The sequence below is a fragment of the Pseudomonas fluorescens genome, from assembly GCF_000968015.1.
Lineage (GTDB): Bacteria > Pseudomonadota > Gammaproteobacteria > Pseudomonadales > Pseudomonadaceae > Aquipseudomonas > Aquipseudomonas fluorescens_W.
In genome coordinates this window covers 138,031-163,051 of the sequence record NZ_LACH01000014.1, presented here as the reverse complement: position 1 = coordinate 163,051, position 25,021 = coordinate 138,031, and the positions used below count along the sequence as shown (strand labels likewise).

General features: G+C 58.6%; 24 protein-coding genes and 1 other RNA gene. 17 read left to right on the top strand and 8 right to left on the bottom strand.

The features are described 5' to 3' along the window. Positions 1-11 precede the first annotated feature (11 nt). Both VD17_RS08280 and VD17_RS08275 read left to right on the top strand, forming a co-directional pair. Positions 12-1,376, top strand: coding sequence for a DUF1329 domain-containing protein (locus VD17_RS08280; RefSeq protein WP_046053412.1), 1,365 nt, complete (start codon positions 12-14; stop codon positions 1,374-1,376). A 377-nt stretch (positions 1,377-1,753) separates the two neighbouring features. Continuing rightward, on the top strand, positions 1,754-4,492 hold the full coding sequence (locus VD17_RS08275; RefSeq protein ID WP_046053411.1) for a LuxR C-terminal-related transcriptional regulator: 2,739 nt from the start codon (positions 1,754-1,756) through the stop codon (positions 4,490-4,492). 54 nt (positions 4,493-4,546) lie between these two features. On the opposite strand, the gene VD17_RS08270 is transcribed toward VD17_RS08275, so the two are convergent. Then, positions 4,547-5,632 (bottom strand): PP2C family serine/threonine-protein phosphatase, encoded by a 1,086-nt coding sequence (locus tag VD17_RS08270; RefSeq protein ID WP_185753117.1) that lies wholly within the window; start codon positions 5,630-5,632, stop codon positions 4,547-4,549. Here VD17_RS08270 and VD17_RS08265 point away from each other — a divergent pair. Together VD17_RS08265 and VD17_RS08260 are read left to right on the top strand one after the other, a co-directional pair. Further along, positions 5,631-6,275 (top strand): MBL fold metallo-hydrolase, encoded by a 645-nt coding sequence (locus VD17_RS08265; protein ID WP_046048274.1) that lies wholly within the window; start codon positions 5,631-5,633, stop codon positions 6,273-6,275. The two genes, VD17_RS08270 and VD17_RS08265, sit on opposite strands and share 2 nt — an antisense overlap. Before the next feature lie 115 nt (positions 6,276-6,390). Next, the gene (locus tag VD17_RS08260) at positions 6,391-7,092 is read left to right on the top strand and encodes an OmpA family protein (protein WP_046053409.1); all 702 of its coding nucleotides are present in this window, start codon (positions 6,391-6,393) and stop codon (positions 7,090-7,092) included. Between the two features lie 284 nt (positions 7,093-7,376). Here the strand turns inward: VD17_RS08260 and VD17_RS08255 are convergent, their stop codons facing one another. After that, positions 7,377-7,811, bottom strand: a complete 435-nt coding sequence (locus VD17_RS08255; protein ID WP_046053408.1) for a YhcB family protein — start codon at positions 7,809-7,811, stop codon at positions 7,377-7,379. 144 nt (positions 7,812-7,955) lie between these two features. Between VD17_RS08255 and VD17_RS08250 the strand changes: the two genes are divergently transcribed. The 3 genes from VD17_RS08250 (at position 7,956) to zapE (ending at position 11,166) form a co-directional block, all read left to right on the top strand. Then, entirely contained in the window at positions 7,956-8,600 is a 645-nt protein-coding gene (locus VD17_RS08250; RefSeq protein WP_046053407.1) for an alpha/beta hydrolase, read from the top strand. 24 nt (positions 8,601-8,624) lie between these two features. Beyond that, on the top strand, positions 8,625-9,980 hold the full coding sequence (locus VD17_RS08245) for a tryptophan--tRNA ligase (RefSeq protein WP_046053406.1): 1,356 nt from the start codon (positions 8,625-8,627) through the stop codon (positions 9,978-9,980). 91 nt (positions 9,981-10,071) lie between these two features. Beyond that, positions 10,072-11,166 (top strand): cell division protein ZapE, encoded by a 1,095-nt coding sequence (gene zapE, locus VD17_RS08240; RefSeq protein ID WP_046053405.1) that lies wholly within the window; start codon positions 10,072-10,074, stop codon positions 11,164-11,166. A 183-nt stretch (positions 11,167-11,349) separates the two neighbouring features. Here the strand turns inward: zapE and VD17_RS08235 are convergent, their stop codons facing one another. Next, entirely contained in the window at positions 11,350-12,246 is an 897-nt protein-coding gene (locus VD17_RS08235; RefSeq protein WP_173860460.1) for a GlxA family transcriptional regulator, read from the bottom strand. A 244-nt stretch (positions 12,247-12,490) separates the two neighbouring features. On the opposite strand from VD17_RS08235, the gene VD17_RS08230 reads away from it, so the two are divergent. Further along, positions 12,491-13,627, top strand: coding sequence for an acyl-CoA dehydrogenase family protein (locus VD17_RS08230; RefSeq protein ID WP_046053404.1), 1,137 nt, complete (start codon positions 12,491-12,493; stop codon positions 13,625-13,627). 104 nt (positions 13,628-13,731) lie between these two features. Here the strand turns inward: VD17_RS08230 and VD17_RS08225 are convergent, their stop codons facing one another. Then, positions 13,732-14,772 (bottom strand): NADP(H)-dependent aldo-keto reductase, encoded by a 1,041-nt coding sequence (locus VD17_RS08225; RefSeq protein WP_046053403.1) that lies wholly within the window; start codon positions 14,770-14,772, stop codon positions 13,732-13,734. Between the two features lie 245 nt (positions 14,773-15,017). Here VD17_RS08225 and rplM point away from each other — a divergent pair, with 245 nt between their 5' ends. The 7 genes from rplM (at position 15,018) to VD17_RS08190 (ending at position 19,903) form a co-directional block, all read left to right on the top strand. Further along, entirely contained in the window at positions 15,018-15,446 is a 429-nt protein-coding gene (rplM, locus tag VD17_RS08220) for a 50S ribosomal protein L13 (RefSeq protein ID WP_007905295.1), read from the top strand. A 14-nt stretch (positions 15,447-15,460) separates the two neighbouring features. Continuing rightward, complete coding sequence (rpsI, locus tag VD17_RS08215; protein ID WP_003216038.1) at positions 15,461-15,853, top strand: 30S ribosomal protein S9; 393 nt, start codon at positions 15,461-15,463, stop codon at positions 15,851-15,853. A gap of 267 nt (positions 15,854-16,120) precedes the next feature. Further along, on the top strand, positions 16,121-16,714 hold the full coding sequence (gene petA, locus VD17_RS08210; protein ID WP_046053402.1) for a ubiquinol-cytochrome c reductase iron-sulfur subunit: 594 nt from the start codon (positions 16,121-16,123) through the stop codon (positions 16,712-16,714). After that, positions 16,714-17,925 (top strand): cytochrome b, encoded by a 1,212-nt coding sequence (locus tag VD17_RS08205; RefSeq protein ID WP_008155974.1) that lies wholly within the window; start codon positions 16,714-16,716, stop codon positions 17,923-17,925. The genes petA and VD17_RS08205 overlap by 1 nt, the downstream gene beginning before the upstream one ends. Next, positions 17,925-18,707, top strand: a complete 783-nt coding sequence (locus VD17_RS08200; protein WP_033061320.1) for a cytochrome c1 — start codon at positions 17,925-17,927, stop codon at positions 18,705-18,707. The genes VD17_RS08205 and VD17_RS08200 overlap by 1 nt, the downstream gene beginning before the upstream one ends. A gap of 148 nt (positions 18,708-18,855) precedes the next feature. Next, entirely contained in the window at positions 18,856-19,473 is a 618-nt protein-coding gene (locus tag VD17_RS08195; RefSeq protein ID WP_008155978.1) for a glutathione S-transferase N-terminal domain-containing protein, read from the top strand. A gap of 16 nt (positions 19,474-19,489) precedes the next feature. Continuing rightward, positions 19,490-19,903: a ClpXP protease specificity-enhancing factor gene (locus VD17_RS08190; protein ID WP_008155980.1), complete on the top strand. Its 414-nt coding sequence runs from the start codon at positions 19,490-19,492 to the stop codon at positions 19,901-19,903. A 104-nt stretch (positions 19,904-20,007) separates the two neighbouring features. On the opposite strand, the gene VD17_RS08185 is transcribed toward VD17_RS08190, so the two are convergent. The 4 genes from VD17_RS08185 to VD17_RS08170 form a co-directional block, all read right to left on the bottom strand. Next, on the bottom strand, positions 20,008-20,586 hold the full coding sequence (locus tag VD17_RS08185; protein ID WP_008147477.1) for a BON domain-containing protein: 579 nt from the start codon (positions 20,584-20,586) through the stop codon (positions 20,008-20,010). Next, positions 20,583-21,176, bottom strand: coding sequence for a phosphoheptose isomerase (locus tag VD17_RS08180; protein ID WP_008025961.1), 594 nt, complete (start codon positions 21,174-21,176; stop codon positions 20,583-20,585). The genes VD17_RS08185 and VD17_RS08180 overlap by 4 nt, the downstream gene beginning before the upstream one ends. 104 nt (positions 21,177-21,280) lie before the next feature. Continuing rightward, the gene (locus VD17_RS31495; RefSeq protein WP_080931983.1) at positions 21,281-21,643 is read right to left on the bottom strand and encodes a YraN family protein; all 363 of its coding nucleotides are present in this window, start codon (positions 21,641-21,643) and stop codon (positions 21,281-21,283) included. Then, positions 21,643-23,454 (bottom strand): penicillin-binding protein activator, encoded by a 1,812-nt coding sequence (locus VD17_RS08170; RefSeq protein ID WP_046053400.1) that lies wholly within the window; start codon positions 23,452-23,454, stop codon positions 21,643-21,645. The genes VD17_RS31495 and VD17_RS08170 overlap by 1 nt, the downstream gene beginning before the upstream one ends. A gap of 176 nt (positions 23,455-23,630) precedes the next feature. Between VD17_RS08170 and rsmI the strand changes: the two genes are divergently transcribed. Together rsmI and rnpB are read left to right on the top strand one after the other, a co-directional pair. Beyond that, the gene (gene rsmI, locus VD17_RS08165) at positions 23,631-24,536 is read left to right on the top strand and encodes a 16S rRNA (cytidine(1402)-2'-O)-methyltransferase (protein ID WP_185753116.1); all 906 of its coding nucleotides are present in this window, start codon (positions 23,631-23,633) and stop codon (positions 24,534-24,536) included. Between the two features lie 75 nt (positions 24,537-24,611). Next, an RNA gene (gene rnpB / locus VD17_RS31205) (RNase P RNA component class A) lies at positions 24,612-24,965 on the top strand. The last annotated feature ends 56 nt before the right edge of the window (positions 24,966-25,021 follow it).

The window sequence follows — 25,021 nt, the reverse complement described above, 5'->3', positions numbered from 1 at the left end:
CGAACACACCTATGAAAATAACAAAGAGTCTGTTCCACGTCGGTGTTCTGGGGCTTTCGCTGCTGGCGACCGGCGTCATGGCGGCGGTCCCTGCGGCCGAAGCGGACAAACTGGGCAAGAGCCTGACCCCGATGGGCGCCGAGATGGCGGGCAACGCTGACGGTTCGATCCCGGCCTGGAAGCCGATGGCGAAAAACGCCGGCACCGCCGACAGCAAAGGTTTCCTGTCCGACCCGTTCGCCGGTGAAAAACCACTGTTCACCATCACCGCGCAGAACGTCGACCAGTACAAGGACAAACTCGCTCCCGGCCAGTACGCGATGTTCAAGCGCTACCCGGAAACCTTCAAGATGCCGGTCTACCCGTCCCATCGCGGCGCGACCGTGCCGGATGCCGTGTTTGCCTCGATCAAGAAAAACGCCACCGCCACTAACCTGGTGTCCGGCGGCAACGGTCTGGAGAACTTCGAAACCGCAGTGCCATTCCCGATTCCGAAGACCGGCGTCGAAGTCATCTGGAACCACATCACCCGCTATCGCGGTGGCAGCGTGACCCGTCTGGTGACCCAGGCCACGCCGCAGCCGAACGGCTCGTACAGCCTGGTGTACTTCCAGGACCAGTTCGTGTTCCGCGACAAAATGAAGGATTACGATCCGGCGAACCCGGGCAACATCCTGTTCTACTTCAAGCAGAAAGTGACCGCGCCGGCACGTCTGGCCGGTGGTGTGCTGCTGGTGCACGAAACCCTCGACCAGGTGAAAGAGCCACGTTCGGCGTGGGTCTACAACGCCGGTCAGCGTCGTGTGCGTCGCGCACCACAAGTGTCCTATGACGGGCCGGGTACCGCAGCCGATGGCCTGCGTACCTCCGACAACCTGGACATGTACAACGGTGCACCGGATCGTTACGACTGGAAGCTCGAAGGCAAGAAAGAGATGTACATCGCCTCCGACAGCTACAAGCTCGACTCGCCGCAACTCAAGTACGACGACATCATCAAGGCCGGTCACATCAACCAGGACCTGGCTCGTTACGAGCTGCGCCGGGTCTGGCATGTGGTGGCTACCTTGAAGGAAGGTCAGCGTCACATCTACGCCAAGCGTGACTTCTACATCGACGAAGACACCTGGCAAGCGGCCGTGATCGACCACTACGACGGTCGTAATCAACTGTGGCGTGTGGCGGAAGCTCACTCCCAGAACTACTACAACGTTCAAGTGCCGTGGTACACCCTGGAAACCTTGTACGACCTGCAATCGGGCCGCTACCTGGCGCTGGGCATGAAGAACGAAGAGAAATCGGCGTATGACTTCGGCTTCACCGCCACCACCAGCGACTTCACTCCGGCGGCTCTGCGCCAGGATGGTGTTCGCTAAGCTGCCCTGAACAGAGGCCGCATCCTCGAAAAACGCCCCGACTGGTTCGGGGCGTTTTTTTTTGAATTTCATAACGATCGCTGTAGCAGCTGTCGAGCTTGCGAGGCTGCGTTCGGCTGCGCAGCAGTCATAAAACCATGCAACGCGGTCTGTCAGACAAACCGCGTGCACCGAATTTGCGAGGACTTCGTCCTCGAACGCAGCCTCGCAGGCTCGACAGCTGCTACGAGGGCGGTGTGACTGTCGGGTTTGCTCGACACTTCTGCTTGTATTCTTTTTGTAGCCATTTGTAGCAATAACCTTCATTCCCTCTTCGTTTACCGCTAGGCTGCGGACATCTGCAACGCCGCCAACCGCCATTCAAACAAGAGCCGGCCATGACTGATCTGTCCCCACATCCGGGCCCTGCAAACATCGCCGTCGCGGCACTGGACGGGCGTTTTTTTCGGCCTCCGTTGCCCGACGGCCATGTGCTGCGGCCTCGTCTGTGCGAGCGCCTGAGTGCGGGCCTCGGTGGCAGATTGTTGCTGGTCAGCGCACCGGCGGGGTTTGGCAAGAGTTCGTTGGCGGTAGAGTTCTGTCAGGGCTTGCCGGCTCACTGGCAAAGTCTGTGGCTGGGGTTGAGTCCGCGAGACAGCGATCCCGGACGTTTTCTTGAGCGATTGCTCGAAGGCCTCCAGGACTTTTTTCCGCAACTGGGCAGCCAGTCCCTGGGCCTGCTGAAAATGCGCCAGCGGCACCAGCCGTTTGCCTTTGAAGAATGGCTGGACGGTTTGCTCGATGAGTTGGCCGTGCACCTGTCTGCGAGTACGCCGCTGCTGTTGGTGCTGGATGACTACCATCTGGCGCAGGGCCCGGTACTCGATCGCTGCCTGCAATTTTTCCTCAATCACCTGCCTGACGGCTTGCTGGTCATGGTCACCAGTCGGCAGCGGCCGGACTGGCATCTGGCGCGCCTGCGGCTGTCGCGGCAACTGCTCGAGTTGAATGAGCAGGACTTGCGCCTGACTCACGATGAAGCCCTGACCCTGCTTGATCGGCACAGCAGCTCCTTGCGCGGCGAAGCGCTGGAGAACCTGATCCAGCGCAGCGAAGGTTGGGTCGCCGGGCTGCGTTTCTGGCTGCTGGCGGCGTCTGAAGCGGGCTCCCAGGGTGCTTTGCCGCAGGCCTTGCATGGCGGGGAAGGGCTGATCCGCGATTATCTGCTCGAAGAAGTTATCGATTGTCTGCCCGCCGAGGTGCAGTCATTCCTTTACGACACAGCACCTCAGGAACGCTTTTGCAGCGAACTGTGCGACGCCGTTCGCGAAGCCCATGACAGTGCCGAGATCCTGCGTTTTCTGTTGGCCCACCAGGTGTTCCTGGTGCCACTGGATGAGAACGGTCACTGGTATCGCTACCACCATTTGTTTTCCGATCTGTTGCGCACCCGGCCTACCGCGCAAGCGATGGTGCCGGCGGCCAGCCTGCACTTGCGCGCCTGTCGCTGGTTCAATGCCCAGGGGCTGCTCGATGAAGCGGTTGAGCAGGCGTTGCGCGCCGGGCACCTGGACGTCGCGGCGAACCTGGTGCAGAACCTCTCCGAAGAACAACTGCTGGCCGAACAGAATGTCGGCATGTTGCTGCGCTGGAAAATGGATTTGCCCGACAGCCTGCTGATCAGCACGCCACGGCTGATCGTGCTGTACAGCTGGGCGTTGGGGCTGGCGTGTCAGCTGGACGCCGCCGAGGAGCTGGCCAGTCATTTGAGCCGCTTCCTGCCGGCCCCATCGGCCACTGCGCAGAAATCCATGCTGGCGCAATGGCTGGCCCTGAGCGGGATCATCGCCCGCGGGCGCGGCAATCGTGAGCTGACGCTGCTCTACTGCACCGAAGCGCAGGAGAGCTTGCCCGCCAAACGCTACGGGCAACGCCTGATGTGCCTCTCGACCCTGTCCAACCTGGCCATTGCCGACGGCGATTTGTGGCGTGCGCGCGGGTTGAACCGTGAGTCTCTGGAGTTGGCGCAACGGGTCGGCAACCCGCTGTTCGAAGCGCTGGCCCATTACGACCGCGCTCGTGTGCTGCAAGCTCGAGGGGAAATCCTTCGTGCGCTGGATGAAGTGCGTCAGGGGTTGCAACGCCTGCAACGGTTATCCTCGCAACGGCTGTATGCCGTACGCGCCCGTCTGACTTTGTACGAAGGCTTTTTGTTAGCCCTGCGCTTGCAGCCCCAAGCCGCGCGGGCACGCTTGCAAGCCGGTTTGAATGAAGCGCGCGCCTGTCGCGATATCAGCGTATTGATCGGTCATTGCGTGATCGCCAGGCTTGAGGGCAACAGCGGCGAATTCGCTAAAGCCTTCGCTGAACTTGCCGAAGCTGAGCGCCTGATGCACATCTGGGACGTGCCACCGATCTACTACCTGGCGATGATCACCCTGGTCAAATGCGAACTTTGGCTGGCTCAGGGGCGTACCGATCTGGCCGAAGCCTGGCTCGCTCGCTTGGGCCAGACCTACAACGGCGAACACGCCGCAGCCCCTCCGGAGTTCCATCCGCAACTGCCGCTGCATATCGAGTTGCAGCAAGCCTTGCTGGAGGTCATTCAGGGGCAGCCGATGCTGGCCGAAGGGCGATTGAATGCATTGCTGGAGCATGGGCAGCAAACCGGCAGGCAGTTGCTCAGCGTGATGGCACTGACTCAGAAAGTGACGTTATTGCTGGGGGGCGGACGCGAACCCGAAGCCCGAAAGGCCCTGAGTCAGGCACTGGACGCGGCGGCGGGTGGAGTGCTGCAACCGTTTGACAGGTTGTTGGCTGAGCATTCGGACTGGCTGCGCGGACAACTTCAACTCGGTGCGCCGACGCCCGTTTCACAGAGCCTTTCAGAACAACTTCCGACAGTGACAGCACGTCTCGCAGTGGAGTCATCCACCGCGGCGGAGCAACTCAGTACGCGGGAAATGGCTGTCCTGCGATTGATCGCCCAAGGCTGTTCGAATCAGGAGATCAGCGATCAGTTGTTTATTTCGCTGCACACGGTGAAAACCCATGCCAGCCATATCAACAGCAAGCTTGGGGTTGAACGGCGCACGCAGGCGGTCGCCAGGGCGAAAGAGTTGGGTGTATTGCAGTAATCGCCGTTTGAAGACCTCCGAAACAAGTTGGGCCTTGCGATCAGAGGTTTTCGGTCATTTTTCCTCTGAGACAGTCACTCCGGAGGTCTGCCCCACGTCGATGGAGTGCTTCAGGATCGACAGTAAGCCGATGGAGCAGTCATCTTCGGTTTTACTGGCAATGGACTGTTGCAAGTTGTCACCCAACACGTCCCTCATTTTTTTTCTGGGCAACGTTGCATTCCACTCCAGCAGCTCTTGGATCGCCGGGGCGGGGACGCCGCTGGATTTGTCATAGAGGCTTTCTGCGGTGCCGTCGCTCATGATCGCGAAGCCAGTCGTGGCTTCGATTTGCCCACGGTACAACTTGAGCTGCGACGCTGCTTTATGGTCAGTCAGAAACAGGGGGGTATTGGCGAGCTCGCCATTTTCTGGATAAGAAAGGGCCTGAAGTTGTCCGTCCGCATCAACGCTTGCGATGACACCATTGCCCAATTGGCCTGCCAGGTAACGGCCTCGTGAGTAAGCGACGAACGACAAGGAACAAGCCAGGTCGTTGATATCGCCGCCAAGCTTTGCAGATTTGCGTCTGAACGCGTCCAGGCAGCGATTAACCAGTCGCTGAGCTGCCTTCGCGTTGTGTTTGTCCATGTTTTGCCAGAGGCTTTCAAAGTTTTTGCAGACAAAGGCCAGGGTGGCCGTGACCGCTACTTGGGCGCCGATGTCGGATCTGGCTCTGGAGTCAGCCCCGTCGGCCAATGAAATGCACGTCACTTCGTTGGACTCTCTGGCCGCGACGTAGTCCTGGCTAGGCGTTTGAGTCTTGAGGTGCGAGCGTCCTGCCACAAACGCGCAGGCCGTTTTACAGCTGAGGTCTTCTGGCATGGGATTATCCTTGTTGGGAATAGGGTGGTTTGCCTGGCAGCCCGGTGGTGCCGTCGTTTGCTTGAGCGCGAAGATCGGTGTGGGCGATAAAGAGCAGACCATTCTTGCCGCGAATGCGGTTGATAATGCCCGGTCCAGAAAAAGGACGCTTTTATCGACGAGGGGGGCGTCGGCTTCCTTCCGTCTTGGTTCAAAATAGGCGCGGCGCGAGGATAACCTATCAATTTTGCGCATCACAACCGCAGTACCCAGCCTTGGCACCAGGATTAAACCCATGCAAACCCCGAATACAGCCCTCATCCGCGAAACCTTCCCCGTCGGACCCTTGCAGTGCAACTGCACGATCATCGGCGATCCGATCACCAAAAAAGCCATCGTGGTCGATCCGGGCGGTAATCACGAACTGATTCTCGCGCGACTCGACGCACTGGGCCTGAAGGTGGTCAGCATCATTCATACCCATGCGCACCTCGATCACTTCCTGGCGTCCGGTCAGTTGAAGGAGAAAACCGGCGCAACCCTGCATTTGCACAAAGAAGATCAATTTCTGTGGGACAACCTGGAGATGCAGTGCCAGATGTTCGGTGTGCCCTACACGCCGGTGCCGCCGCCGGATCGCTGGTTGGCCGATGATGAAGAACTGGCCTGCGGATGCGGCGTGGCATTGCACACGCCGGGTCATACACCGGGTTCCATGAGCTTTTGGTTTTCAGAGGCTAAGCTGCTGATTGCCGGTGACACGTTGTTTCGTCGCGGGGTAGGGCGCACGGATTTGTGGGGTGGCGATCAGGCGACCATCGTGCGGTCGATCAAGCAGCGGCTGTACACCCTCGACGAAGAAGCGACGGTAGTCACCGGGCATGGTCCGGACACACGTCTGGGCGATGAAATGCGCGAGAACCCTTTTGTGCGGGCGTGATTTCTAACGTTGTGAGGGGCGTGGCGGAATTATTTTTATCCGCAATGATCCAACGCCCGCTAAGGTTTAATGCCTTGTCCGTTGCACCACAGAATGCAAAAAGTAGGAGCTCTACATGTTCACCAAGCAGCGTTTGATTATTGTCGCTACGGCTGTGGCCTTGCTGTCTGGCTGCGCCTCGCCTAACCCTTACGACAACCAGGGCCAGGCCGACGGTGGTTCCACGGGCATGAGCAAAACCGCTAAATACGGTGGCCTCGGCGCTCTGGCCGGTGCTCTGGCCGGTGCCGCCATCAGTCACGATAACCGTGGCAAGGGCGCGCTGATTGGCGCTGCGGTGGTGGGTGCTTCCGCTGCCGGTTACGGTTATTACGCCGACCAGCAAGAGAAAAAGCTGCGCGCCAGCATGGCCAACACCGGAGTGGAAGTGCAGCGCCAGGGTGACCAGATCAAACTGATCATGCCGGGTAACATCACCTTCGCCACCGATTCGGCGAACATCGCGTCGGGCTTCTATCAACCGCTGAACAATCTGGCGGGCTCGCTCAAGGAGTTCAACCAGAACCAGATCGAGATCGTCGGCTACACCGACAGCACCGGCAGCCGCCAGCACAACATGGACCTGTCCCAGCGTCGCGCCCAGAGCGTGGCGACTTACCTGACGTCTCAGGGCGTTAGTGGTGCCAACCTGTCGGCTCGCGGTGCCGGGCCGGATAACCCGATTGCCAGCAACGGTGATGCCAATGGCCGGGCGCAGAACCGCCGGGTCGAGGTCAACCTGAAGGCGATTCCGGGTCAGGAGTATCCGCAGCAGTAAGCGTGTTCCCTTTACTCACCTGACTGAACCCCAGGCGTAAAAAAAAGCCCGCCCGATCCTCAACAGATCGGGCGGGCTTTTTTGTATCGCCAGTTCGGTCCCCTTCGCGAGCAAGCTCGCTCCCACAGGGATTTGTGTGCTGCCACTTTCTTGTGATCGACACAAAACACTGTGGGAGCGAGCTTGCTCGCGATGGGGCCAGAACTGGCAACTAAGCAATCAGCGACAAAAAAGCCCCCGGACAATCACTCATCCGGAGGCTTTTTGTGTCGCGCGAAACCTGATTACTTCTTCAGGCCGTAATGCTCATCGAGCATGCCCGGCGCGTTCGGGGCTTTGGGGGCGTAGTCGCGAGGCGGCTCCTGATTGCGCGGTGGCGTCAGGCGTTCACGTGGGGCAGCTGCCGCATCCGCGTGCAGCGAGGCTAGCAAGCGTTGACGAGTCTGCTCGTCCAGGGCCAGACGGTTGGCACCCTCGGCGAGATGATCCTGCACTTCCTGATAGCTCGCAGTCAGTTTCTTGACCAGCGTTGCAGTGCTGTTGAAGTGGGTGACCACCTCGTTCTGATAACTGTCGAAACGTTCCTGAATGTCATCCAGCTGACGTTGAGTGCTGCTAGGCGCGGCATTCGGCACCAGGCGAGCGATCAGGAATCCAATGGCGACACCCACAACCAGGGCAAGAGTCGGTAACAACCAAACTAAGAGCGAGTGTTCCACGAGTCCTTCCTCTATAAACGGCTTTGCTTTACGTTAACGGCTCGAACCTGCGCTGTATACCGCGATTCACTCGCAATAGATTGGCACAGACAATTTGCTAGACGAGTCGACCCGATTCGAGGTCACGGAGTTCCTTCCTTGCTTATGCGCGAAACCCCTGTAGTGATTGATGGCCCGGTCGGCCAACTGGAAGCCCTGTATTTGGAAAACAAAGGGCTTGATAGCGAGCAGCCCCGCGGCCTGGCGCTGATCTGCCATCCGAACCCGGTGCAGGGCGGCACCATGCTCAACAAAGTAGTCTCGACCTTGCAGCGCACCGCGCGCGACGCCGGTTTGATTACTTTGCGTTTCAACTATCGCGGCGTCGGTGCCAGTGAAGGCACGCACGACATGGGCACGGGAGAAGTCGACGATGCTCAAGCGGTCGCCGAATGGCTGCGGGCCAAGCATCCAGACTTGCCGTTGACCCTGTTCGGTTTCTCCTTCGGCGGTTTTGTTGCCGCCAGTCTCGGCGGACGCCTGGAAGCGAAGGGTGAACAGCTGAAACATTTGTTCATGGTCGCGCCCGCTGTCATGCGCCTGGGCGATCAGGATCAACTGCCGCAACACGGCGAGCTGACCCTGATTCAGCCTGAAACCGACGAGGTCATTGATCCGCAGCTCGTTTACGAATGGTCCGACAAGCTCGAACTCCCCCATGAGCTGCTGAAAGTGGCAGAATGCGGACACTTTTTTCATGGCAAGCTGACCGATCTCAAGGATCTGATCCTGCCGCGTCTTTCGAATTGATTGCAGTCTGACAAGCGATTACCCATGACGACTCGTACCCGTATCCTCACCGGCATCACCACCACCGGCACGCCGCACCTGGGCAACTACGCCGGTGCCATCCGCCCGGCGATCGTCGCCAGTCGCGACAGCAATGCCGATTCGTTCTACTTCCTGGCCGACTACCACGCCCTGATCAAGTGCGATGACCCGCTGCGCATCCAGCGCTCGCGTCTGGAAATCGCCGCGACCTGGCTGGCCGGTGGCCTGGATGTGGACCGCGTGACCTTCTACCGTCAGTCCGACATCCCGGAAATCCCAGAGCTGACCTGGCTGCTGACCTGCGTTGCCGCCAAGGGCCTGCTCAACCGTGCCCATGCCTACAAGGCCTCGGTGGACAAGAACGTCGAAACCGGCGAAGACCCGGACGCCGGCATCACCATGGGCTTGTACAGCTACCCGGTGCTGATGGCCGCGGACATTCTGATGTTCAATGCCCACAAGGTGCCGGTCGGTCGTGACCAGATCCAGCACGTGGAAATGGCCCGTGACATCGGCCAGCGCTTCAACCATCTGTTCGGTCAGGGCAAAGAATTCTTCACCATGCCCGAGGCGCTGATCGAAGAAAGCGTCGCCACGCTGCCAGGCCTCGACGGCCGCAAGATGTCGAAGAGCTACGACAACACCATTCCGTTGTTCAGCAGCGCCAAGGAAATGAAAGACGCGATTTCGCGGATCGTCACTGACTCCCGCGCACCGGGCGAAGCGAAAGATCCAGACAACTCGCACCTGTTCACCTTGTTCCAGGCGTTCGCCACCCCGGCGCAGTCCGACGAGTTCCGCAGCGAACTGCTGCAAGGCCTGGGTTGGGGCGAGGCGAAGAATCGTCTGTTCCAGCTGCTGGACAATGAGTTGGGCGAGTCCCGCGAGCGTTATCACCAGCTGATCGAACGCCCGGCAGACCTGGAAGACATCCTGCAGATCGGCGCCAAAAAGGCCCGTTCTGTGGCGACACCGTTCCTTCACGAACTGCGTGAAGCGGTTGGCCTGCGCTCTTTCGTCGCTCAGACCCAGGTCGCGACCACCACCAAGAAGAAAGCCGCGAAAGCCGCGCGTTTTGTCAGTTTCCGCGAAGACGACGGCAGTTTCCGCTTCCGTCTGCTGGCGGCCGACGGCGAGCAACTGCTGTTGTCGCGCAACTTCGCCGACGGCAAAACCGCAGGTCAGGTGACCAAGCAGCTGCAATCCGGCCAGCCTCTGGATGTGCGCAGTGAAGACTTGAGCTTCAGCGTCTGGCTGGAAGGCGAGTGCGTTGCCGACAGCCCGGCCTTTGCTGACAGCGCCGCTCGCGACGTCGCCATCGACACCTTGCGAGTTGCTCTGACGCCGGTTCAGGAATAAATCAGCGGCTCGGCCCGACCAAGGGCCGATTGCCATTCCCACGGGCCGTCGCTACAGTGTCGGCCCGTTTTTGTTGCCTTGCTAACGAATTATGACGCCCCTAGAACGATATCAAGCTGATCTGAAACGCCCGGAATTCTTCCATGACGCCGCGCAGGAAACTGCGGTGCGCCACTTGCAGCGCCTGTACGACGATCTGGTCGCGGCCTCGCACAGCAAACCGGGTCTGTTCGGCAAACTGTTTGGCAAGAAAGACGCGGCACCGGTCAAGGGTCTGTACTTCTGGGGCGGCGTTGGCCGTGGCAAGACCTATCTGGTCGACACCTTCTTCGAAGCACTGCCGTTCAAGGAAAAGGTCCGCACTCACTTCCACCGCTTCATGAAGCGCGTGCACGAAGAGATGAAGACCCTTGGCGGTGAGAAAAACCCGCTGACCATCATCGCCAAGCGCTTCTCTGACGAAGCCCGGGTGATTTGTTTCGATGAATTCTTCGTGTCCGACATCACTGACGCGATGATCCTCGGCACGCTGATGGAAGAGCTGTTCAAGAACGGCGTGACCCTGGTTGCGACCTCGAACATCGTGCCGGACGGTTTGTACAAGGACGGCCTGCAACGTGCGCGCTTCCTGCCGGCCATTGCGTTGATCAAGCAGAACACCGAGATCGTCAACGTCGACAGCGGTGTCGATTACCGTCTGCGTCACCTTGAGCAAGCTGAGCTGTTCCACTTTCCGCTGGATGAAGCGTCCCACGAAAGCCTGCGCAAGAGCTTCCGCGCCCTGACGCCGGAATGCACGGCAGCCATCGAAAACGACGTGCTGATGATCGAGAACCGCGAAATCCGTGCCTTGCGTACGTGCGATGACGTGGCCTGGTTCGACTTCCGCGAACTCTGCGACGGCCCGCGCAGCCAGAACGATTACATCGAACTGGGCAAGATCTTCCACGCCGTGTTGCTCAGCGGTGTCGAGCAGATGAGCGTCACCACCGACGACATCGCCCGACGCTTTATCAACATGGTCGACGAGTTCTACGACCGCAACGTGAAGCTGATCATTTCCGCCGAGGTCGAGCTCAAAGACCTCTACACCGGCGGTCGCCTGAACTTCGAGTTCCAGCGCACGCTCAGCCGTCTGCTGGAAATGCAGTCCCACGAATTCCTGTCCCGGGCGCATAAGCCGTAGGACGTTCCGGAAATGAAAAAGGGCCTGCAAATGCAGGCCCTTTTTTACATCCAGAATTCACCGCAAACCCTGTAGGAGTGAGCCTGCTCGCGATAGCGTCCGTCCATACAGCATTGATGTGGCTGACACACCGCTATCGCGAGCAGGCTCACTCCTACATGGGTTTTGTGTGTGGATAGAGAACTACGCAGCTTGTTGGAATTGCTGTCGATACTGGTTCGGCGACAGTTCAGTGTGCTGGCGGAACAGCCGAGCGAAGAAACTCGCATCGTCGTAACCGACTTCATAACTGATGGTCTTGATGCTCTTGCGGCTGCCGGACAGCAAGCCCTTGGCCGTCTCGATGCGCAGGCGTTGCAGGTAATGCAGCGGCTTGTCGCCGGTGGCGGTCTGGAAGCGCCGCATGAAATTACGAATGCTCATGCCGTGTTCGCGAGCCACGTCTTCGAAGCGGAATTTGTCGGCGAAGTGTTCTTCGAGCCAGTGCTGGATCTGCAGGATGATCACATCCTGGTGCAGCTTCTGACCGCCGAAACCGATCCGTCCCGGCGAGTAGCTGCGCTGCACTTCATAAAGAATGTCTCGCGCCACGGCCTGGGACACGTTGGCGCCGCAGAAGCGTTCGATCAGGTAAATGTAAAGGTCGCAGGCCGACGTGGTGCCGCCCGCGCAATACAGGTTGTCGGCGTCGGTCAGGTGTTTGTCCTGATTGAGCTGAACCCGTGGGAAGCGTTCGGCAAACGCATTGAAGAAGCGCCAGTAAGTGGTCGCTTCCTTGCCGTCGAGCAACCCTGCCTCGGCCAGCCAGAACACCCCGGTGGCCTCGCCGCACAGTACCGCGCCGCGAGCATGTTGCTGACGCAGCCAGGGCAGGACCTGTGGATAACGTTGGCAAAGGGTGTCGAAATCGTCCCAGAAGGCTGGAAGGACAATGATGTCGGCGTTTTCCAGGCCGCCGTCCACCGGCATGATCACGTCACTGAAGCTGTTCACCGGTTTGCCGTCGGGGCTGACCAGACGGGTTTCGAACGCCGGAGTCAGGCCTTGGCCCAGTTGTTTACCGTAACGCAGGCTGGCCAGGTGAAAGAAATCCTTGGCTTGCATGAGGGTGGAAGCGAAAACCCGGTCGATAGCCAGGATGCTGACGCGCCGCAAGGGCGTGGAGACTTGGTTAGACATAATTCAACTTTATTCTTATAGGGGAAAGTGGTCACCAGACGGCTGGATCGTCTTATTTTTTGTCGGATGTGTCCAGTGTCCTGTATCAGATGCAGGGCATAGTCTCTGAAGGTCAATTCCGGCTAACAATAACGACAGGTGCCGCATGATCCCCAGAACCTTGTTCAGTTCAGAGCACGAACTTTTTCGCGACAGCGTACGAACGTTCCTCGAAAAAGAGGCCGTACCGTTCCATGGTCAGTGGGAAAAACAAGGCTATATCGACCGCAAACTCTGGAACAAGGCAGGGGAGGCGGGCATGCTCTGTTCGCATCTGCCAGAAGAGTACGGCGGTCTGGGGGCGGACTTTCTCTACAGCGCGGTGGTGATCGAAGAGGTCGGTCGTCTCGGCCTGACCGGTATCGGTTTTTCCCTGCATTCGGACATCGTCGCACCTTACATCCTGCATTACGGCAGTGAAGCGCTGAAACACAAATACCTGCCGAAACTGGTGTCTGGCGAGATGGTCACGGCGATTGCCATGACCGAGCCGGGTGCCGGTTCCGACCTGCAAGGGGTAAAAACCACCGCGGTGCTCGATGGCGACGAGTATGTGATCAACGGTTCGAAGACGTTCATCACCAACGGCTATCTGGCGGACCTGGTGATTGTTGTGGCCAAGACCGATCCGAAGGCCGGCGCGAAAGGCACCAGCCTGTTTCTGGTGGAGGCCAACACCCCAGGCTTCGCCAAGGGCAAGCGTCTGGAAAAAGTCGGCATGAAGGCTCAGGACACCTCGGAACTGTTCTTCCAGGACGTGCGGGTGCCCAAGGAAAACCTGTTGGGGCAGGCCGGGATGGGCTTTGCGTACCTGATGCAGGAATTGCCTCAAGAGCGTCTTACCGTTGCCATCGGCGGGCTGGCTTCGGCTGAAGCTGCGTTGCAATGGACGCTGGAGTACACCCGCGAGCGCAAGGCTTTCGGCAAGGCGATCGCCGACTTCCAGAACACCCGCTTCAAACTGGCGGAGATGGCGACCGAGATTCAGATCGGTCGGGTCTTCGTCGATCGCTGTCTGGAACTGCACCTGCAAGGCAAGCTGGATGTGCCGACGGCGGCGATGGCCAAGTACTGGGGCACTGACCTGCAATGCAAGGTGCTCGATGAGTGCGTGCAGTTGCATGGCGGTTACGGTTTCATGTGGGAATACCCGATCGCCCGGGCGTGGGCGGATGCGCGGGTGCAGCGGATTTATGCGGGGACCAATGAAATCATGAAGGAGATTATTGCGCGGTCGCTTTGACCTTGCGGTGACTGTTAGGCCGCCATCGCGAGCAAGCTCGCTCCCACAGGGATTGCGCAAAACCTGTGGGAGCGAGCTTGCTCGCGATGGGGTCTATGAATCAATCAAGGTGCCGGGTTCGGGTGATCCTTGTGAATCGCCTCGATGCCCTCCAGTACTTCATCCGACAGCTTCAGCTCGAAGCTGGCGATGTTGCTCTCCAATTGTTCCATGGTTGTCGCGCCAATGATGTTGCTGGTCACAAATGGCTGCTGAGTGACAAACGCCAGCGCCATTTGTGCCGGGTCCAGGCCGTGTTCACGCGCCAGTGCCACATAACGGCTGCACGCTGCTTCCGACTGCGGGTTGAAATAGCGGCTGAAGCGGCTGTAGAGGCTCAGGCGGCCTTTAGGCGGACGCGCGCCACCTTCGTACTTGCCCGACAGGAAACCGAACGCCAGCGGCGAATAGGCGAGCAGACCGCACTGTTCGCGGATGGCGATTTCCGCCAGGCCGACTTCGAAGCTGCGATTGAGCAGGTTGTACGGGTTCTGGATCGACACCGCGCGCGGCCAGCCACGGGCTTCCGCAATGGCGAGGAAGCGCATGGTTCCCCATGGCGTTTCATTGGACAGGCCGATGTGGCGGATCTTGCCGGCCTTGACCTGTTCGTCCAGCGCTTCGAGGGTGTCCTCCAGTGGCGTGAGGTTGGCTTCGGTCTGGTGTTTGTAACCGAGCTGACCGAAGAAATTGGTGCTGCGCTCCGGCCAATGCAACTGGTAGAGGTCGATGTAGTCGGTCTGCAAGCGCTTGAGGCTGGCGTCCACGGCTTCGGTGATGTGCTGGCGGTTGTGTCGCAGGTTTTTGTCGCGGATGTAGTCGATGGTGTTGCCGGGGCCGGCGATCTTGCTGGCCAGGATCCAATCGGCGCGATCACCACGGCTTTTGAAGTAATTGCCGATGTAGCGCTCGGTGGTGGCGTAGGTTTCGGCCTTGGGCGGCACCGGGTACATCTCGGCGGTATCGATGAAATTGATCCCGGCACTCTTGGCCCGTTCAATCTGGGCGAAGGCTTCAGCCTCGCTGTTTTGCTCGCCCCAGGTCATGGTTCCGAGGCAGATGGCGCTCACGTTCAGATTGGTTCGGCCTAGCTGTCGATAGTCCATCGGATGCTCCTTGGGCAAAACAATCATAAAAGCAGGTTGAATTATTTTTCGCAATCTGCATAATTGCGCACCTCTTTCTGCAGTGGAAGTGATGCGCCGCCGCCGAAGAATCTTGCCGTTGAACGGACGCGCCGACCCGAGCCCCCGAAAGCGTCTGTATCCGGCTGCCTTTGACTTGTCAAAGTACGCACTATTCAGTAAGATCCGCCGTCTAATTTACAGGGCGGCCCCTGAGGCTATAAAGAATGAAAACTTTTACTGCTAAACCGGAAACAGTACAGCGCGACTGGTTTGTCGTCGACGCTGCAGGTCAGACCCTGGGTCGTCTGGCCACCGAAATCGCGAGCCGTCTGCGTGGCAAGCATAAAGCTGAGTACACTCCTCACGTTGACACCGGCGATTACATCGTCGTTATCAATGCCGAGCAGATTCGTGTAACCGGTGCTAAAACCACCGACAAAATCTACTACTCCCACTCCGGTTTCCCGGGCGGCATCAAGTCGATCAACTTCGAAAAGCTGATCGCTAAAGCCCCTGAGCGCGTGATCGAGACCGCGGTCAAAGGCATGCTGCCTAAGAACCCGCTGGGTCGCGACATGTATCGTAAGCTGAAAGTCTATGCGGGCGCTGTACACCCTCATACTGCTCAGCAGCCCCAAGAACTGAAGTTTTAACGGAATAGTTCATTATGTCGGCGACTCAAAATTACGGCACTGGCCGTCGCAAGACCGCAACCGCACGCGTTTTCCTGCGTCCGGGTACTGGTAACATCTCCATCAACAACCGCACCCTGGAAAATTTCTTCGGCCGCGAAACTGCCCGCATGGTAGTTCGTCAGCCGCTGGAACTGACTGAGACTGTCGAGAAATTCGACATCTACGTCACCGTGATCGGTGGTGGTGTAAGTGGTCAAGCTGGCGCAATCCGCCACGGTATCACTCGCGCACTGATGCAGTACGACGAAACCCTGCGTGGCGCTCTGCGCAAAGCTGGCTTCGTTACCCGCGATGCACGTGAAGTTGAACGTAAGAAAGTTGGTCTGCGTAAAGCGCGTAAGCGTCCGCAGTACTCGAAGCGTTAATTCGCTTTTACGTTCAAAAAGAACGCCCAGTTTCCTCGCGAAGCTGGGCGTTTTTTTATGGGTGCGATTTATCAAAGAATTGCTCTGTGACAACTTGCCACAGCCGTAGAAGCCCTATACTGCAAGGCTTGGCAGTGGAGCCCCTCGGTAATTACCTTGTCAGAATTGGGGCTTTTCATTACCATTCGGCAAAATTTTTATAAGTTCAGATTTTTACTTAGTAGACGCCTGATTTAACAGGCCACAAAGCTGATGGGAGAGGACTGAATGAGCAATGACGGCGTGAATGCAGGCCGGCGTCGCTTCTTGGTAGCAGCCACATCCGTGGTGGGTGCTGCAGGAGCGGTGGGGGCTGCGGTCCCGTTCGTGGGGTCATGGTTTCCCAGTGCCAAGGCGAAAGCCGCAGGTGCACCGGTGAAGGTGAATGTCAGCAAAATCGAACCAGGCCAGCAGATGATTGCTGAGTGGCGCGGTCAGCCGGTGTTCATTGTCCGCCGTACCGAGGAAATCCTGGGGAATCTGAAAAAGATCGAGGGCCAGCTGTCTGACCCGACCTCCAAGAACTCGACACAACCGACCTATGTCGACCCGCAAACGCGGTCGATCAAGCCAGAGGTTCTGCTGCTGATCGGTATCTGCACGCACCTGGGTTGCTCGCCGACCTTCCGTCCAGAAGTGGCACCTGCGGATCTGGGCAAGGACTGGGTAGGTGGTTATTTCTGCCCTTGCCACGGTTCCCACTACGATCTGGCTGGCCGCGTCTACAAGTCGCAACCTGCGCCTTTGAACCTGCCAGTTCCCCCGCATTCCTATGAGACCGATGACATCATTGTCATTGGCGTCGATACGGAGAAAGCGTGATGAGCAAGTTCATGGATTGGGTTGATGCGCGCTTTCCCGCGACCAAAATGTGGGAAGACCATCTCAGCAAGTACTACGCCCCGAAGAACTTCAACTTCTTCTACTTCTTTGGCTCCCTGGCACTGCTCGTTCTGGTCAACCAGATCGTTACCGGTGTCTGGCTGACCATGAGCTACACCCCGTCGGCGGAAGAAGCGTTTGCTTCCGTCGAATACATCATGCGCGACGTCGAGTACGGCTCGATCCTGCGTCTGCTGCACTCCACTGGCGCTTCGGCGTTCTTCATCGTGGTCTATCTGCACATGTTCCGTGGCTTGCTCTACGGTTCGTACCAGAAGCCGCGTGAGCTGGTGTGGGTCTTCGGCATGCTGATCTATCTGGCGCTGATGGCTGAAGCCTTCATGGGTTACCTGCTGCCGTGGGGTCAGATGTCCTACTGGGGTGCCCAGGTGATCATCTCGCTGTTCGGTGCGATCCCGGTCATCGGCAACGACCTGACTCAGTGGATCCGTGGTGACTACCTGATTTCCGGTATCACCCTGAACCGCTTCTTCGCCCTGCACGTTGTTGCCTTGCCGATCGTGATCCTCGGTCTGGTGGTGCTGCACGTTCTGGCGCTGCACGAAGTCGGTTCGAACAACCCGGACGGCGTGGACATCAAGAAATTCAAAGACGAAAACGGCGTACCGCTGGACGGCATTGCCTTCCACCCGTACTACACCGTGAAAGATATCGTCGGCGTGGTGGTGTTCCTGTTCATCTTCTGCTCGATCGTGTTCTTCTTCCCGGAAATGGGTGGTTATTTCCTCGAGAAGCCGAATTTTGAAGTGGCGAACGCCTTCAAGACTCCAGAGCACATCGCTCCGGTTTGGTACTTCACCCCGTTCTACGCGATTCTGCGGGCGATTCCGGACAAGCTCCTGGGCGTTATCGCCATGGGCGCGGCCATCGCTGTGCTGTTCGTCCTGCCATGGCTCGATCGTAGCCCGGTCAAGTCGATGCGCTACAAAGGCTGGCTGAGCAAGATCTGGCTCTGGGTGTTCTGCATCTCGTTCGTGATTCTGGGCGTGCTGGGCGTACTGGCCCCAACCCCTGAGCGGACGTTGCTGTCGCAGGTATGTACTTTCCTGTACTTCGCCTACTTCATTCTGATGCCGTTCTACACCAGGCTCGAGAAGACCAAACCGGTTCCGGAAAGGGTGACTGGCTGATGAAAAAGCTATTTGCTGTACTGATTCTTGCTGCTTTGCCTGTACTGTCCTTCGCGGCCGAACACGGTGGTCCTGAGCTGGAAAAGGTCGATATCGACGTTTCCGACAAGGCTGCCATGCAGGATGGCGCACGTACATTCGCCAACTACTGCATGGGCTGTCACAGCGCCAAGTTCCAGCGGTACGAGCGTGTCGCCGATGACTTGGGCATTCCGCACGACCTGATGCTCTCGAAGCTGGTGTTCACCGGCGCCAAGATTGGCGACCACATGAGCATCGGCATGCAGCCGGCTGACGCCAAGACCTGGTTCGGTGCGGCGCCGCCCGACCTGACCCTGGTCGCCCGCGTTCGTGGTACTGACTGGCTCTACGGTTACCTGAAATCTTTCTACGAAGACCCATCGCGCCCTTGGGGCGTGAACAACAAGGTGTTCCCGAACGTCGGGATGCCTAACGTTCTGGTCGGCCTGCAGGGTCGTCAGGTGGTAGGCTGTAAACAAGTTCAAATCGTCGAAGACGGCAAGAAGCAATACGATCCGCTGACCGGCACCGCTTTGACGCATGAAGCCTGCGACCAACTGACCATACTGCCGAAAACCGGCACGCTGAACGAAGAGCAGTTCGACGAGAAGGTCAAGAATCTGGTGACCTTCCTGGCCTACTCGGCCAACCCGGTGAAGCTGCAGCATCAGCGCATCGGTACCTATGTGTTGCTGTACCTGGCGTTCTTCTTCGTATTCGCATACTTGCTCAAGCGTGAATACTGGAAAGACGTCCATTGATATTGCTGTAAAATTGCTGTCAATCGCGCGCGCCCAAGGGCGTCTCTGAAGGTGTAACGAGCCTGGTGATCCAGGCGTTACGGGAGGCGCCCTCTGGGCGCGCGCGTTTTTCCGTTTCCGATAATTTCAACAAGCGAGGAGGACCGCCATGGGCGTGACCAATCGGTTGGCCTGTTACTCCGACCCCGCCGACCACTATTCCCACCGAGTGCGTATCGTACTTGCAGAGAAGGGTGTCAGCGCCGAGATCATTTACGTGGAAGCTGGTCGCCAGCCGCCTAAACTGATTGAAGTGAACCCTTACGGCAGCTTGCCCACCCTGGTCGATCGTGACCTGGCGTTGTGGGAGTCGACCGTGGTGATGGAATATCTGGATGAGCGTTACCCGCACCCGCCCTTACTGCCGGTTTATCCAGTGGCGCGTGCCAACAGCCGTCTGCTGATTCATCGTATTCAGCGTGACTGGTGTGGTCTGGTGGATCTGATCCTGGATTCCCGGTCCAAGGAAGCAGCCCGTGTCGTTGCTCGCAAAGAGCTGCGCGAAAGCCTGACCGGCGTGTCGCCGTTGTTCGCCGACAAGCCGTTTTTCCTCAGTGAGGAACAAAGTCTGGTGGATTGCTGCCTATTACCAATACTCTGGCGATTGCCGATTCTGGGTATAGAACTGCCGCGGCCTGCCAAGCCGCTGCTTGATTACATGGAGCGCTCGTTTGCGCGTGAGGCTTTCCAGGCGAGTCTGTCTGGTGTCGAACGCGATATGCGCTAAGGCTTAAGGAGCCGCTATGAACTCCAGTCGACCTTATCTGGTCCGCGCGCTCTACGAGTGGATTGTGGACAACGATTGCACCCCGCACATGCTGGTCAATTCCGAGTATCCGTCGGTGCAAGTGCCTCAGGGTTTTGCCAGTGACGGACAGATTGTCCTGAACGTATCGCCGGCAGCCGTGCGTCATCTGCACATGGACAACGAAGCGGTCAGCTTCGAAGGGCGCTTCGGTGGCGTACCGCACACCCTGTACGTGCCTATCGCATCGATCCTGGGTATTTATGCTCGGGAGAACGGTCAGGGCATGGTGTTCGATCTGGAATCGCCTATGGAAGACGAGGAAGAGATCGAGCCGGATGACGATATTCCGCCACCCGACAGCGAGCCGCCGCGTCCCAGCGGTCGACCGAGTTTGAAGGTGGTGAAGTAATAAAAAAGGCGATCCGGATGGATCGCCTTTTTTATTACTGTAGGAGTGAGCCTGCTCGCGATGGCGGTCTCAAGGACACCATCGCAAGCAGTGCTCATACAGGATCAGTCAATGTACTCAAACAACTTCACAATCTTCTGCACACCGGAAACGCCTTGCACCAGGTTGGTCGCTTGGGCAGCTTCCTGTTTGGTCAGCAGGCCCAGCAGGTAGACGATGCCGTTCTCGGTGACAACCTTGATGCGCGAGCCCGGAATGTTCGGGTCGGTGAGCATCTGGGTCTTGATCTTGGAGGTCAGCCAGGTGTCGTTCTGGCGGGCAAGGAAGCCGGAAGGTGGCAGGACTTGCAGTTCGTTGTGGACTGTCTTCACCCGCTGAACAGCCGCAGCGGCCTGTTCGGCCTTGGCCTTGAGGTCGGCGCGCGGGGTTTGTCCGGCGAGCAGCACGACGCCATTGAAGCTGGTGACGACGATGTGCGAGTCGTTGTCCAGGGCTGGATCGGCCTTGGCAATGTTCACGCCGACCTTGGTATCGATCAGAGAGTCGTCGATCTTGCTGCCGAAGGTGCGGGTGCCGCGGTCATCTTCAATCGGCGCTTCACGGCTGGCGTTAACCACCGAGGTGCAGCCGCTGATGCCGAGGCACAGGGTCAAGGCCAGAAGGCCTAGGCGATTAGGGGTCATTCTTCACTCCCGAACAGTTGGCTGTCGATCAAATCGCAAAGGCAATGGATCGCCAGCAGGTGGACTTCCTGAATACGTGCGGTGACGTTGGCCGGTACGCGAATCTCGACGTCCTCGGGCAATAGCAGCGACGCCATGCCGCCGCCATCGCGACCGGTCAATGCTACGACAATCATTTCGCGATCATGTGCGGCCTGGATCGCTTGAATAATGTTTGCCGAGTTGCCGCTGGTGGAAATCGCCAGCAATACGTCACCCGGCTGGCCGAGGGCGCGGATCTGTTTGGAGAAGATTTCGTTGTAGCTGTAGTCGTTGGCGATCGAGGTGATCGTCGAGCTGTCGGTGGTCAGCGCGATGGCTGGGAGGCTCGGACGCTCGCGCTCGAAACGGTTGAGCAGCTCGGACGAGAAGTGCTGGGCATCACCGGCAGAGCCGCCGTTGCCGCAGGACAGCATTTTGCCTTCGTTGAGCAGGGCGTTGACCATCACCTGGCTGGCTTGCTCGATGTGCGGTGCAAGTACGTCCATCGCCATTTGCTTGGTATCGATACTGGCCTGAAAAAGCTGGCGAATTCGGGATTGCATGTCCATCTGTGTGACCTTAATTAGCGCGGCTACTCGGCACATGAATGTGCAGCCCGCAAAGCAAAGAGCAAAAGTGTTGGGTGAAAGTGTCCGGTTCGGGGTGTTCGCGATCAGCTGTCGAAGGCATTCTGCAACCAGTTCAACTGATCGAGGTTGCTGTCGATGGCAACCACGTCGAAACGGCAAGGGAAATTGGCCCAGCGCGACTCGCGCTGAAGAAAATACTGCGCGGCAAAAATCAGTTTTTGCCGTTTGCGCTCATCAATGCTATCGAGCGCGCCACCCCATTGAGTGTTTTTTCTGTAGCGGACTTCAACGAATACTACTGTATCGCCATCAAGCATGACCAGATCAAGCTCACCGCGTTTACACAACCAGTTCTGCGCCAGCAGGCGCAGACCCTGTTGTTGAAGATGCTCGAGCGCATGGCGCTCGGCATCTTTACCACTTTGCTGGCGTGACCTGTCGGGCATCAGCGCGGGGTATCCGGCAGGCGTTGAACCTGACCGCTCACGAACTGTGCCCACGGCAACTGACGAACGACTCGCTGGTTTGCAGTCATGCCCAGGCTGCCCGATTGACCTTCGATGCGGCTCTCCGGCAAGGCCTTGAGTTGCCCCAGACGCGGAGCCAGACGATAGGCGTCAACGCCCATCGCGTACAGACGACCCAGGCTGCCAGCAGCTTGTGGCCATTGAGCGGTCACTTGTTTGCGCAGTGGATCGTTGGCCTCCAGCAACCATGGGGTTTCGCAGAAGCGAATGCCGTTCATGTCGTTGTACTGATTCACATCGCCGCTGGCGCTGAACACGTGGGAGGTGGCGTAAACCGGCACGTCGCCGGCGTACTGGAAGTTCAGGGTCGGCTTGATCTGCTGGGCTTGCTGAGGCGTTGCAGCCAGGAAGATGAACTCGATGTCCTGGCGACGCGAAGGCTGGGCGGCTACCTGCCCGCCAACGGTGCTTTGCAGGCTCTTGGCACGACCTTCGCTCTGACGCAGCTGGAACATGTCGGCAATCTGCTGGGCCAGTTGAACTGGTTGGTCGACACGTTCGGTAGCGACGATGCTGCCACCATTAGCCTGCCAATCCTGGCTGAACGCTCTCAACACGCGATCGCCCCATTCGCCTTTCGGCACCATGATGGCTGCGCGATGCAGGCCATCGGCGCGAGCGCGACGCGAGACTTCGCGAGCTTCGTCTTCAGCAGCAAGACCAAACTGAAACAGTTGGGCCGGGCCTTGTTCGCCTTCGCTGTAATTCAGCGCCAGGGTGGTAATCGGCAGTTGCGGGCGAGCGCTGAGCTGTTTGACCAGCGGCTTCTCCAGCGGACCGACGACCAGTTGCACGCCATCGGCCTGGGCTTTGCGGTAGAACTCGTCCACCGAAGTGAGTTTCGAGCTGTCATAGAACTCGATGGCCGGCGGCTTCTGCCCGGCTTGTTGGGCCTGGTAGTGAGCAGCCATGAAACCTTCGCGCAGTGCTTTGCCGACCGACGCCAGCGGGCCGTCTTGTGGCAGCAACAGGGCAATTTTGCTCAGGGACTGGCTGGCCAGTTCCTTGAGCTTGGTCAGTGGCAACGGCAATTGAATGGCGGCCGGGTGCTTTGGATTCTGTGCGCGCCAGTTGTCGATCGCGGCTTGTTGCTGTTCCAGGGTGCCGGCAGTTTTCACCGCCAGCGCCAGGCCCATCCATCCGCCGAGGTCGTCAGTGGCGCTCGGCTGCAGTTGATCAGTCGGCAGCGAGGCGATCAGGGTCCAGATCGCTTCGTGGTTTTTGCTTGCCGCTTCACCTTCGAGCATTGGTGCAATGAAGATGCGTTCCCGCGCGGCAGCCAGCGTCTGGCCATCGGCTTCAAGGGCGCGGGCATGGACGGTGCCGGTGCGAACCTGTTGCTCGGCCGGCAGTTCGCTCAGGCGTTGCAGGCTCGGATGACTCAAGGCTGTCAGCGCCGCTTTGGGCTGATTGCGAACCATGGCCAGTTCTGCCGCCAGGGTACTGGCGAAAACCTGTTGGCCAGGCTTGAGTGTTTCGACGGGGACTTGTTGCAGGATTTGCGCGGACTGGCCGGCATTCCCCTGACGATAGGCCAGGTCTGCCGCGCTCAGGCGCAACAGGGAGGCTTTTTCCGGGTCTTTGCTTTGAGCGGCCTGTGCGAGCAATTGCTCGATACTGGCATCCGGGGTGCGTGGAAGTTCGCCAAGGCTGGAGGAGGGCGAGCTGGCGCAAGCCGCCAGCAAGGCAGCGAGGCAGAGGGCAGTGAACAGCCGCAGGCAAGCGATCATGTAGTGTTCCTGATACTCGATCAAATTAGCGTGGAATTGTACCCAAGCGCTGGCCGGGGCGCGATGTTACTGGTGTGAATCGATCAATTTAGCTCGTGCAAATGTTGCGGCACTGCACAAAAGGCTGCAAAACCGAGGGTTGCTTGCGCGTATCGCGAACGTCGCGACGCGCTACAATGGCGGCTTTTACCGATCATGAGGTGTGCGCTTTGACTGCTCCAGGTGCTTTGAATTCCGCTGCTGGCTCGCTTTATGTGGTGGCGACGCCCATCGGCAACCTGGACGACATCAGTGCGCGTGCGCTGAAAATCCTGCGCGAGGTCGCCCTGATCGCCGCCGAAGATACCCGTCACTCTCAGCGCTTGATGCAGCATTTCGGCATTCCTACACCGCTGGCAGCCTGTCATGAACACAATGAGCGGGATGAAGGTAGCCGCTTTATCACCCGCTTGCTCGCCGGCGACGATGTGGCGTTGATTTCCGATGCCGGCACGCCGTTGATTTCCGATCCGGGTTATCACCTCGTGCGCCAGGCCCGTGCTGCGGGTATCAATGTGGTGCCGGTCCCGGGTGCCTGCGCGTTGATCGCAGCGTTGTCGGCGGCGGGGTTGCCGTCGGACCGTTTCATCTTCGAAGGCTTCCTGCCGGCCAAGGCTGTCGGTCGGCGCGCTCGTCTTGAGTTGGTAAAGGAAGAACCGCGCACGCTGATTTTTTATGAGGCGCCACACCGCATCCTTGAATGTCTGCAAGACATGGAGCTGGTGTTCGGTGGGGAGCGCCCGGCTTTGCTGGCCCGTGAAATCACTAAAACCTTTGAAACCCTTAAGGGCTTGCCGCTGGCCGAGTTACGCGAGTTCGTCGAGTCAGACAGCAATCAGCAACGCGGCGAGTGCGTGGTGTTGGTGGCGGGTTGGTCTGCCCCCGAGGCCGAGGACGCCGTCAGCAGTGAAGCGATGCGCATTCTGAATTTGTTGCTTGAAGAAATGCCGCTCAAGCGAGCTGCGGCGTTGGCGGCGCAAATTACCGGCGAGCGCAAGAATGTGCTTTATCAGGTCGCGCTGGATAAACAGAAGGGCGAGTAAAAACCGACGTGCAGGCGCGGCCCAAGGCGTTTAGCGCTTGTCCTTCGGCCGCTCTGCCGTTAATCTTCGCGGCGGAGAGTCGATCGGACAGTCGCTGCCCTCTATGAGAATTAGGGGGGGGAGGAAAGTCCGGGCTCCATAGGGCGAAGTGCCAGGTAATGCCTGGGAGGCGTGAGCCTACGGAAAGTGCCACAGAAAATAACCGCCTAAGCGCTTCGGCGCCGGTAAGGGTGAAAAGGTGCGGTAAGAGCGCACCGCGCGACTGGCAACAGTTCGTGGCTAGGTAAACCCCACTTGGAGCAAGACCAAATAGGGTCCCAAGGCGTGGCCCGCGCTGGGACCGGGTAGGTTGCTAAAGATGTCCAGTGATGGCCATCGTAGACGAATGACTGTTCAAGACAGAACCCGGCTTACAGATCGACTCTCCACCTTTTTTCTCTCCTCTGCTTAAATCATTGAGCAGGGCGTTGGTGATGGCAATTTCC

Excerpts from the sequence above, each read along its gene's own strand:
- VD17_RS08230 (WP_046053404.1), top strand. The coding sequence starts at position 12,491 with ATGATCCCCAGAACCTTGTTCAGTTCAGAGCACGAACTTTTTCGCGAC.
- VD17_RS08265 (WP_046048274.1), top strand. The coding sequence starts at position 5,631 with ATGCAAACCCCGAATACAGCCCTCATCCGCGAAACCTTCCCCGTCGGA.
- VD17_RS08275 (WP_046053411.1), top strand. The coding sequence starts at position 1,754 with ATGACTGATCTGTCCCCACATCCGGGCCCTGCAAACATCGCCGTCGCG.
- VD17_RS08195 (WP_008155978.1), top strand. The coding sequence starts at position 18,856 with ATGGGCGTGACCAATCGGTTGGCCTGTTACTCCGACCCCGCCGACCAC.
- VD17_RS08190 (WP_008155980.1), top strand. The coding sequence starts at position 19,490 with ATGAACTCCAGTCGACCTTATCTGGTCCGCGCGCTCTACGAGTGGATT.
- VD17_RS08170 (WP_046053400.1), bottom strand. The coding sequence starts at position 23,454 with ATGATCGCTTGCCTGCGGCTGTTCACTGCCCTCTGCCTCGCTGCCTTG.
- VD17_RS31495 (WP_080931983.1), bottom strand. The coding sequence starts at position 21,643 with ATGCCCGACAGGTCACGCCAGCAAAGTGGTAAAGATGCCGAGCGCCAT.
- VD17_RS08200 (WP_033061320.1), top strand. The coding sequence starts at position 17,925 with ATGAAAAAGCTATTTGCTGTACTGATTCTTGCTGCTTTGCCTGTACTG.
- rsmI (WP_185753116.1), top strand. The coding sequence starts at position 23,631 with ATGGCGGCTTTTACCGATCATGAGGTGTGCGCTTTGACTGCTCCAGGT.
- VD17_RS08180 (WP_008025961.1), bottom strand. The coding sequence starts at position 21,176 with ATGGACATGCAATCCCGAATTCGCCAGCTTTTTCAGGCCAGTATCGAT.
- VD17_RS08250 (WP_046053407.1), top strand. The coding sequence starts at position 7,956 with ATGCGCGAAACCCCTGTAGTGATTGATGGCCCGGTCGGCCAACTGGAA.
- rpsI (WP_003216038.1), top strand. The coding sequence starts at position 15,461 with ATGTCGGCGACTCAAAATTACGGCACTGGCCGTCGCAAGACCGCAACC.
- VD17_RS08280 (WP_046053412.1), top strand. The coding sequence starts at position 12 with ATGAAAATAACAAAGAGTCTGTTCCACGTCGGTGTTCTGGGGCTTTCG.
- VD17_RS08205 (WP_008155974.1), top strand. The coding sequence starts at position 16,714 with ATGAGCAAGTTCATGGATTGGGTTGATGCGCGCTTTCCCGCGACCAAA.
- VD17_RS08260 (WP_046053409.1), top strand. The coding sequence starts at position 6,391 with ATGTTCACCAAGCAGCGTTTGATTATTGTCGCTACGGCTGTGGCCTTG.
- petA (WP_046053402.1), top strand. The coding sequence starts at position 16,121 with ATGAGCAATGACGGCGTGAATGCAGGCCGGCGTCGCTTCTTGGTAGCA.
- VD17_RS08245 (WP_046053406.1), top strand. The coding sequence starts at position 8,625 with ATGACGACTCGTACCCGTATCCTCACCGGCATCACCACCACCGGCACG.
- rplM (WP_007905295.1), top strand. The coding sequence starts at position 15,018 with ATGAAAACTTTTACTGCTAAACCGGAAACAGTACAGCGCGACTGGTTT.
- VD17_RS08270 (WP_185753117.1), bottom strand. The coding sequence starts at position 5,632 with ATGGGTTTAATCCTGGTGCCAAGGCTGGGTACTGCGGTTGTGATGCGC.
- zapE (WP_046053405.1), top strand. The coding sequence starts at position 10,072 with ATGACGCCCCTAGAACGATATCAAGCTGATCTGAAACGCCCGGAATTC.
- VD17_RS08185 (WP_008147477.1), bottom strand. The coding sequence starts at position 20,586 with ATGACCCCTAATCGCCTAGGCCTTCTGGCCTTGACCCTGTGCCTCGGC.
- VD17_RS08225 (WP_046053403.1), bottom strand. The coding sequence starts at position 14,772 with ATGGACTATCGACAGCTAGGCCGAACCAATCTGAACGTGAGCGCCATC.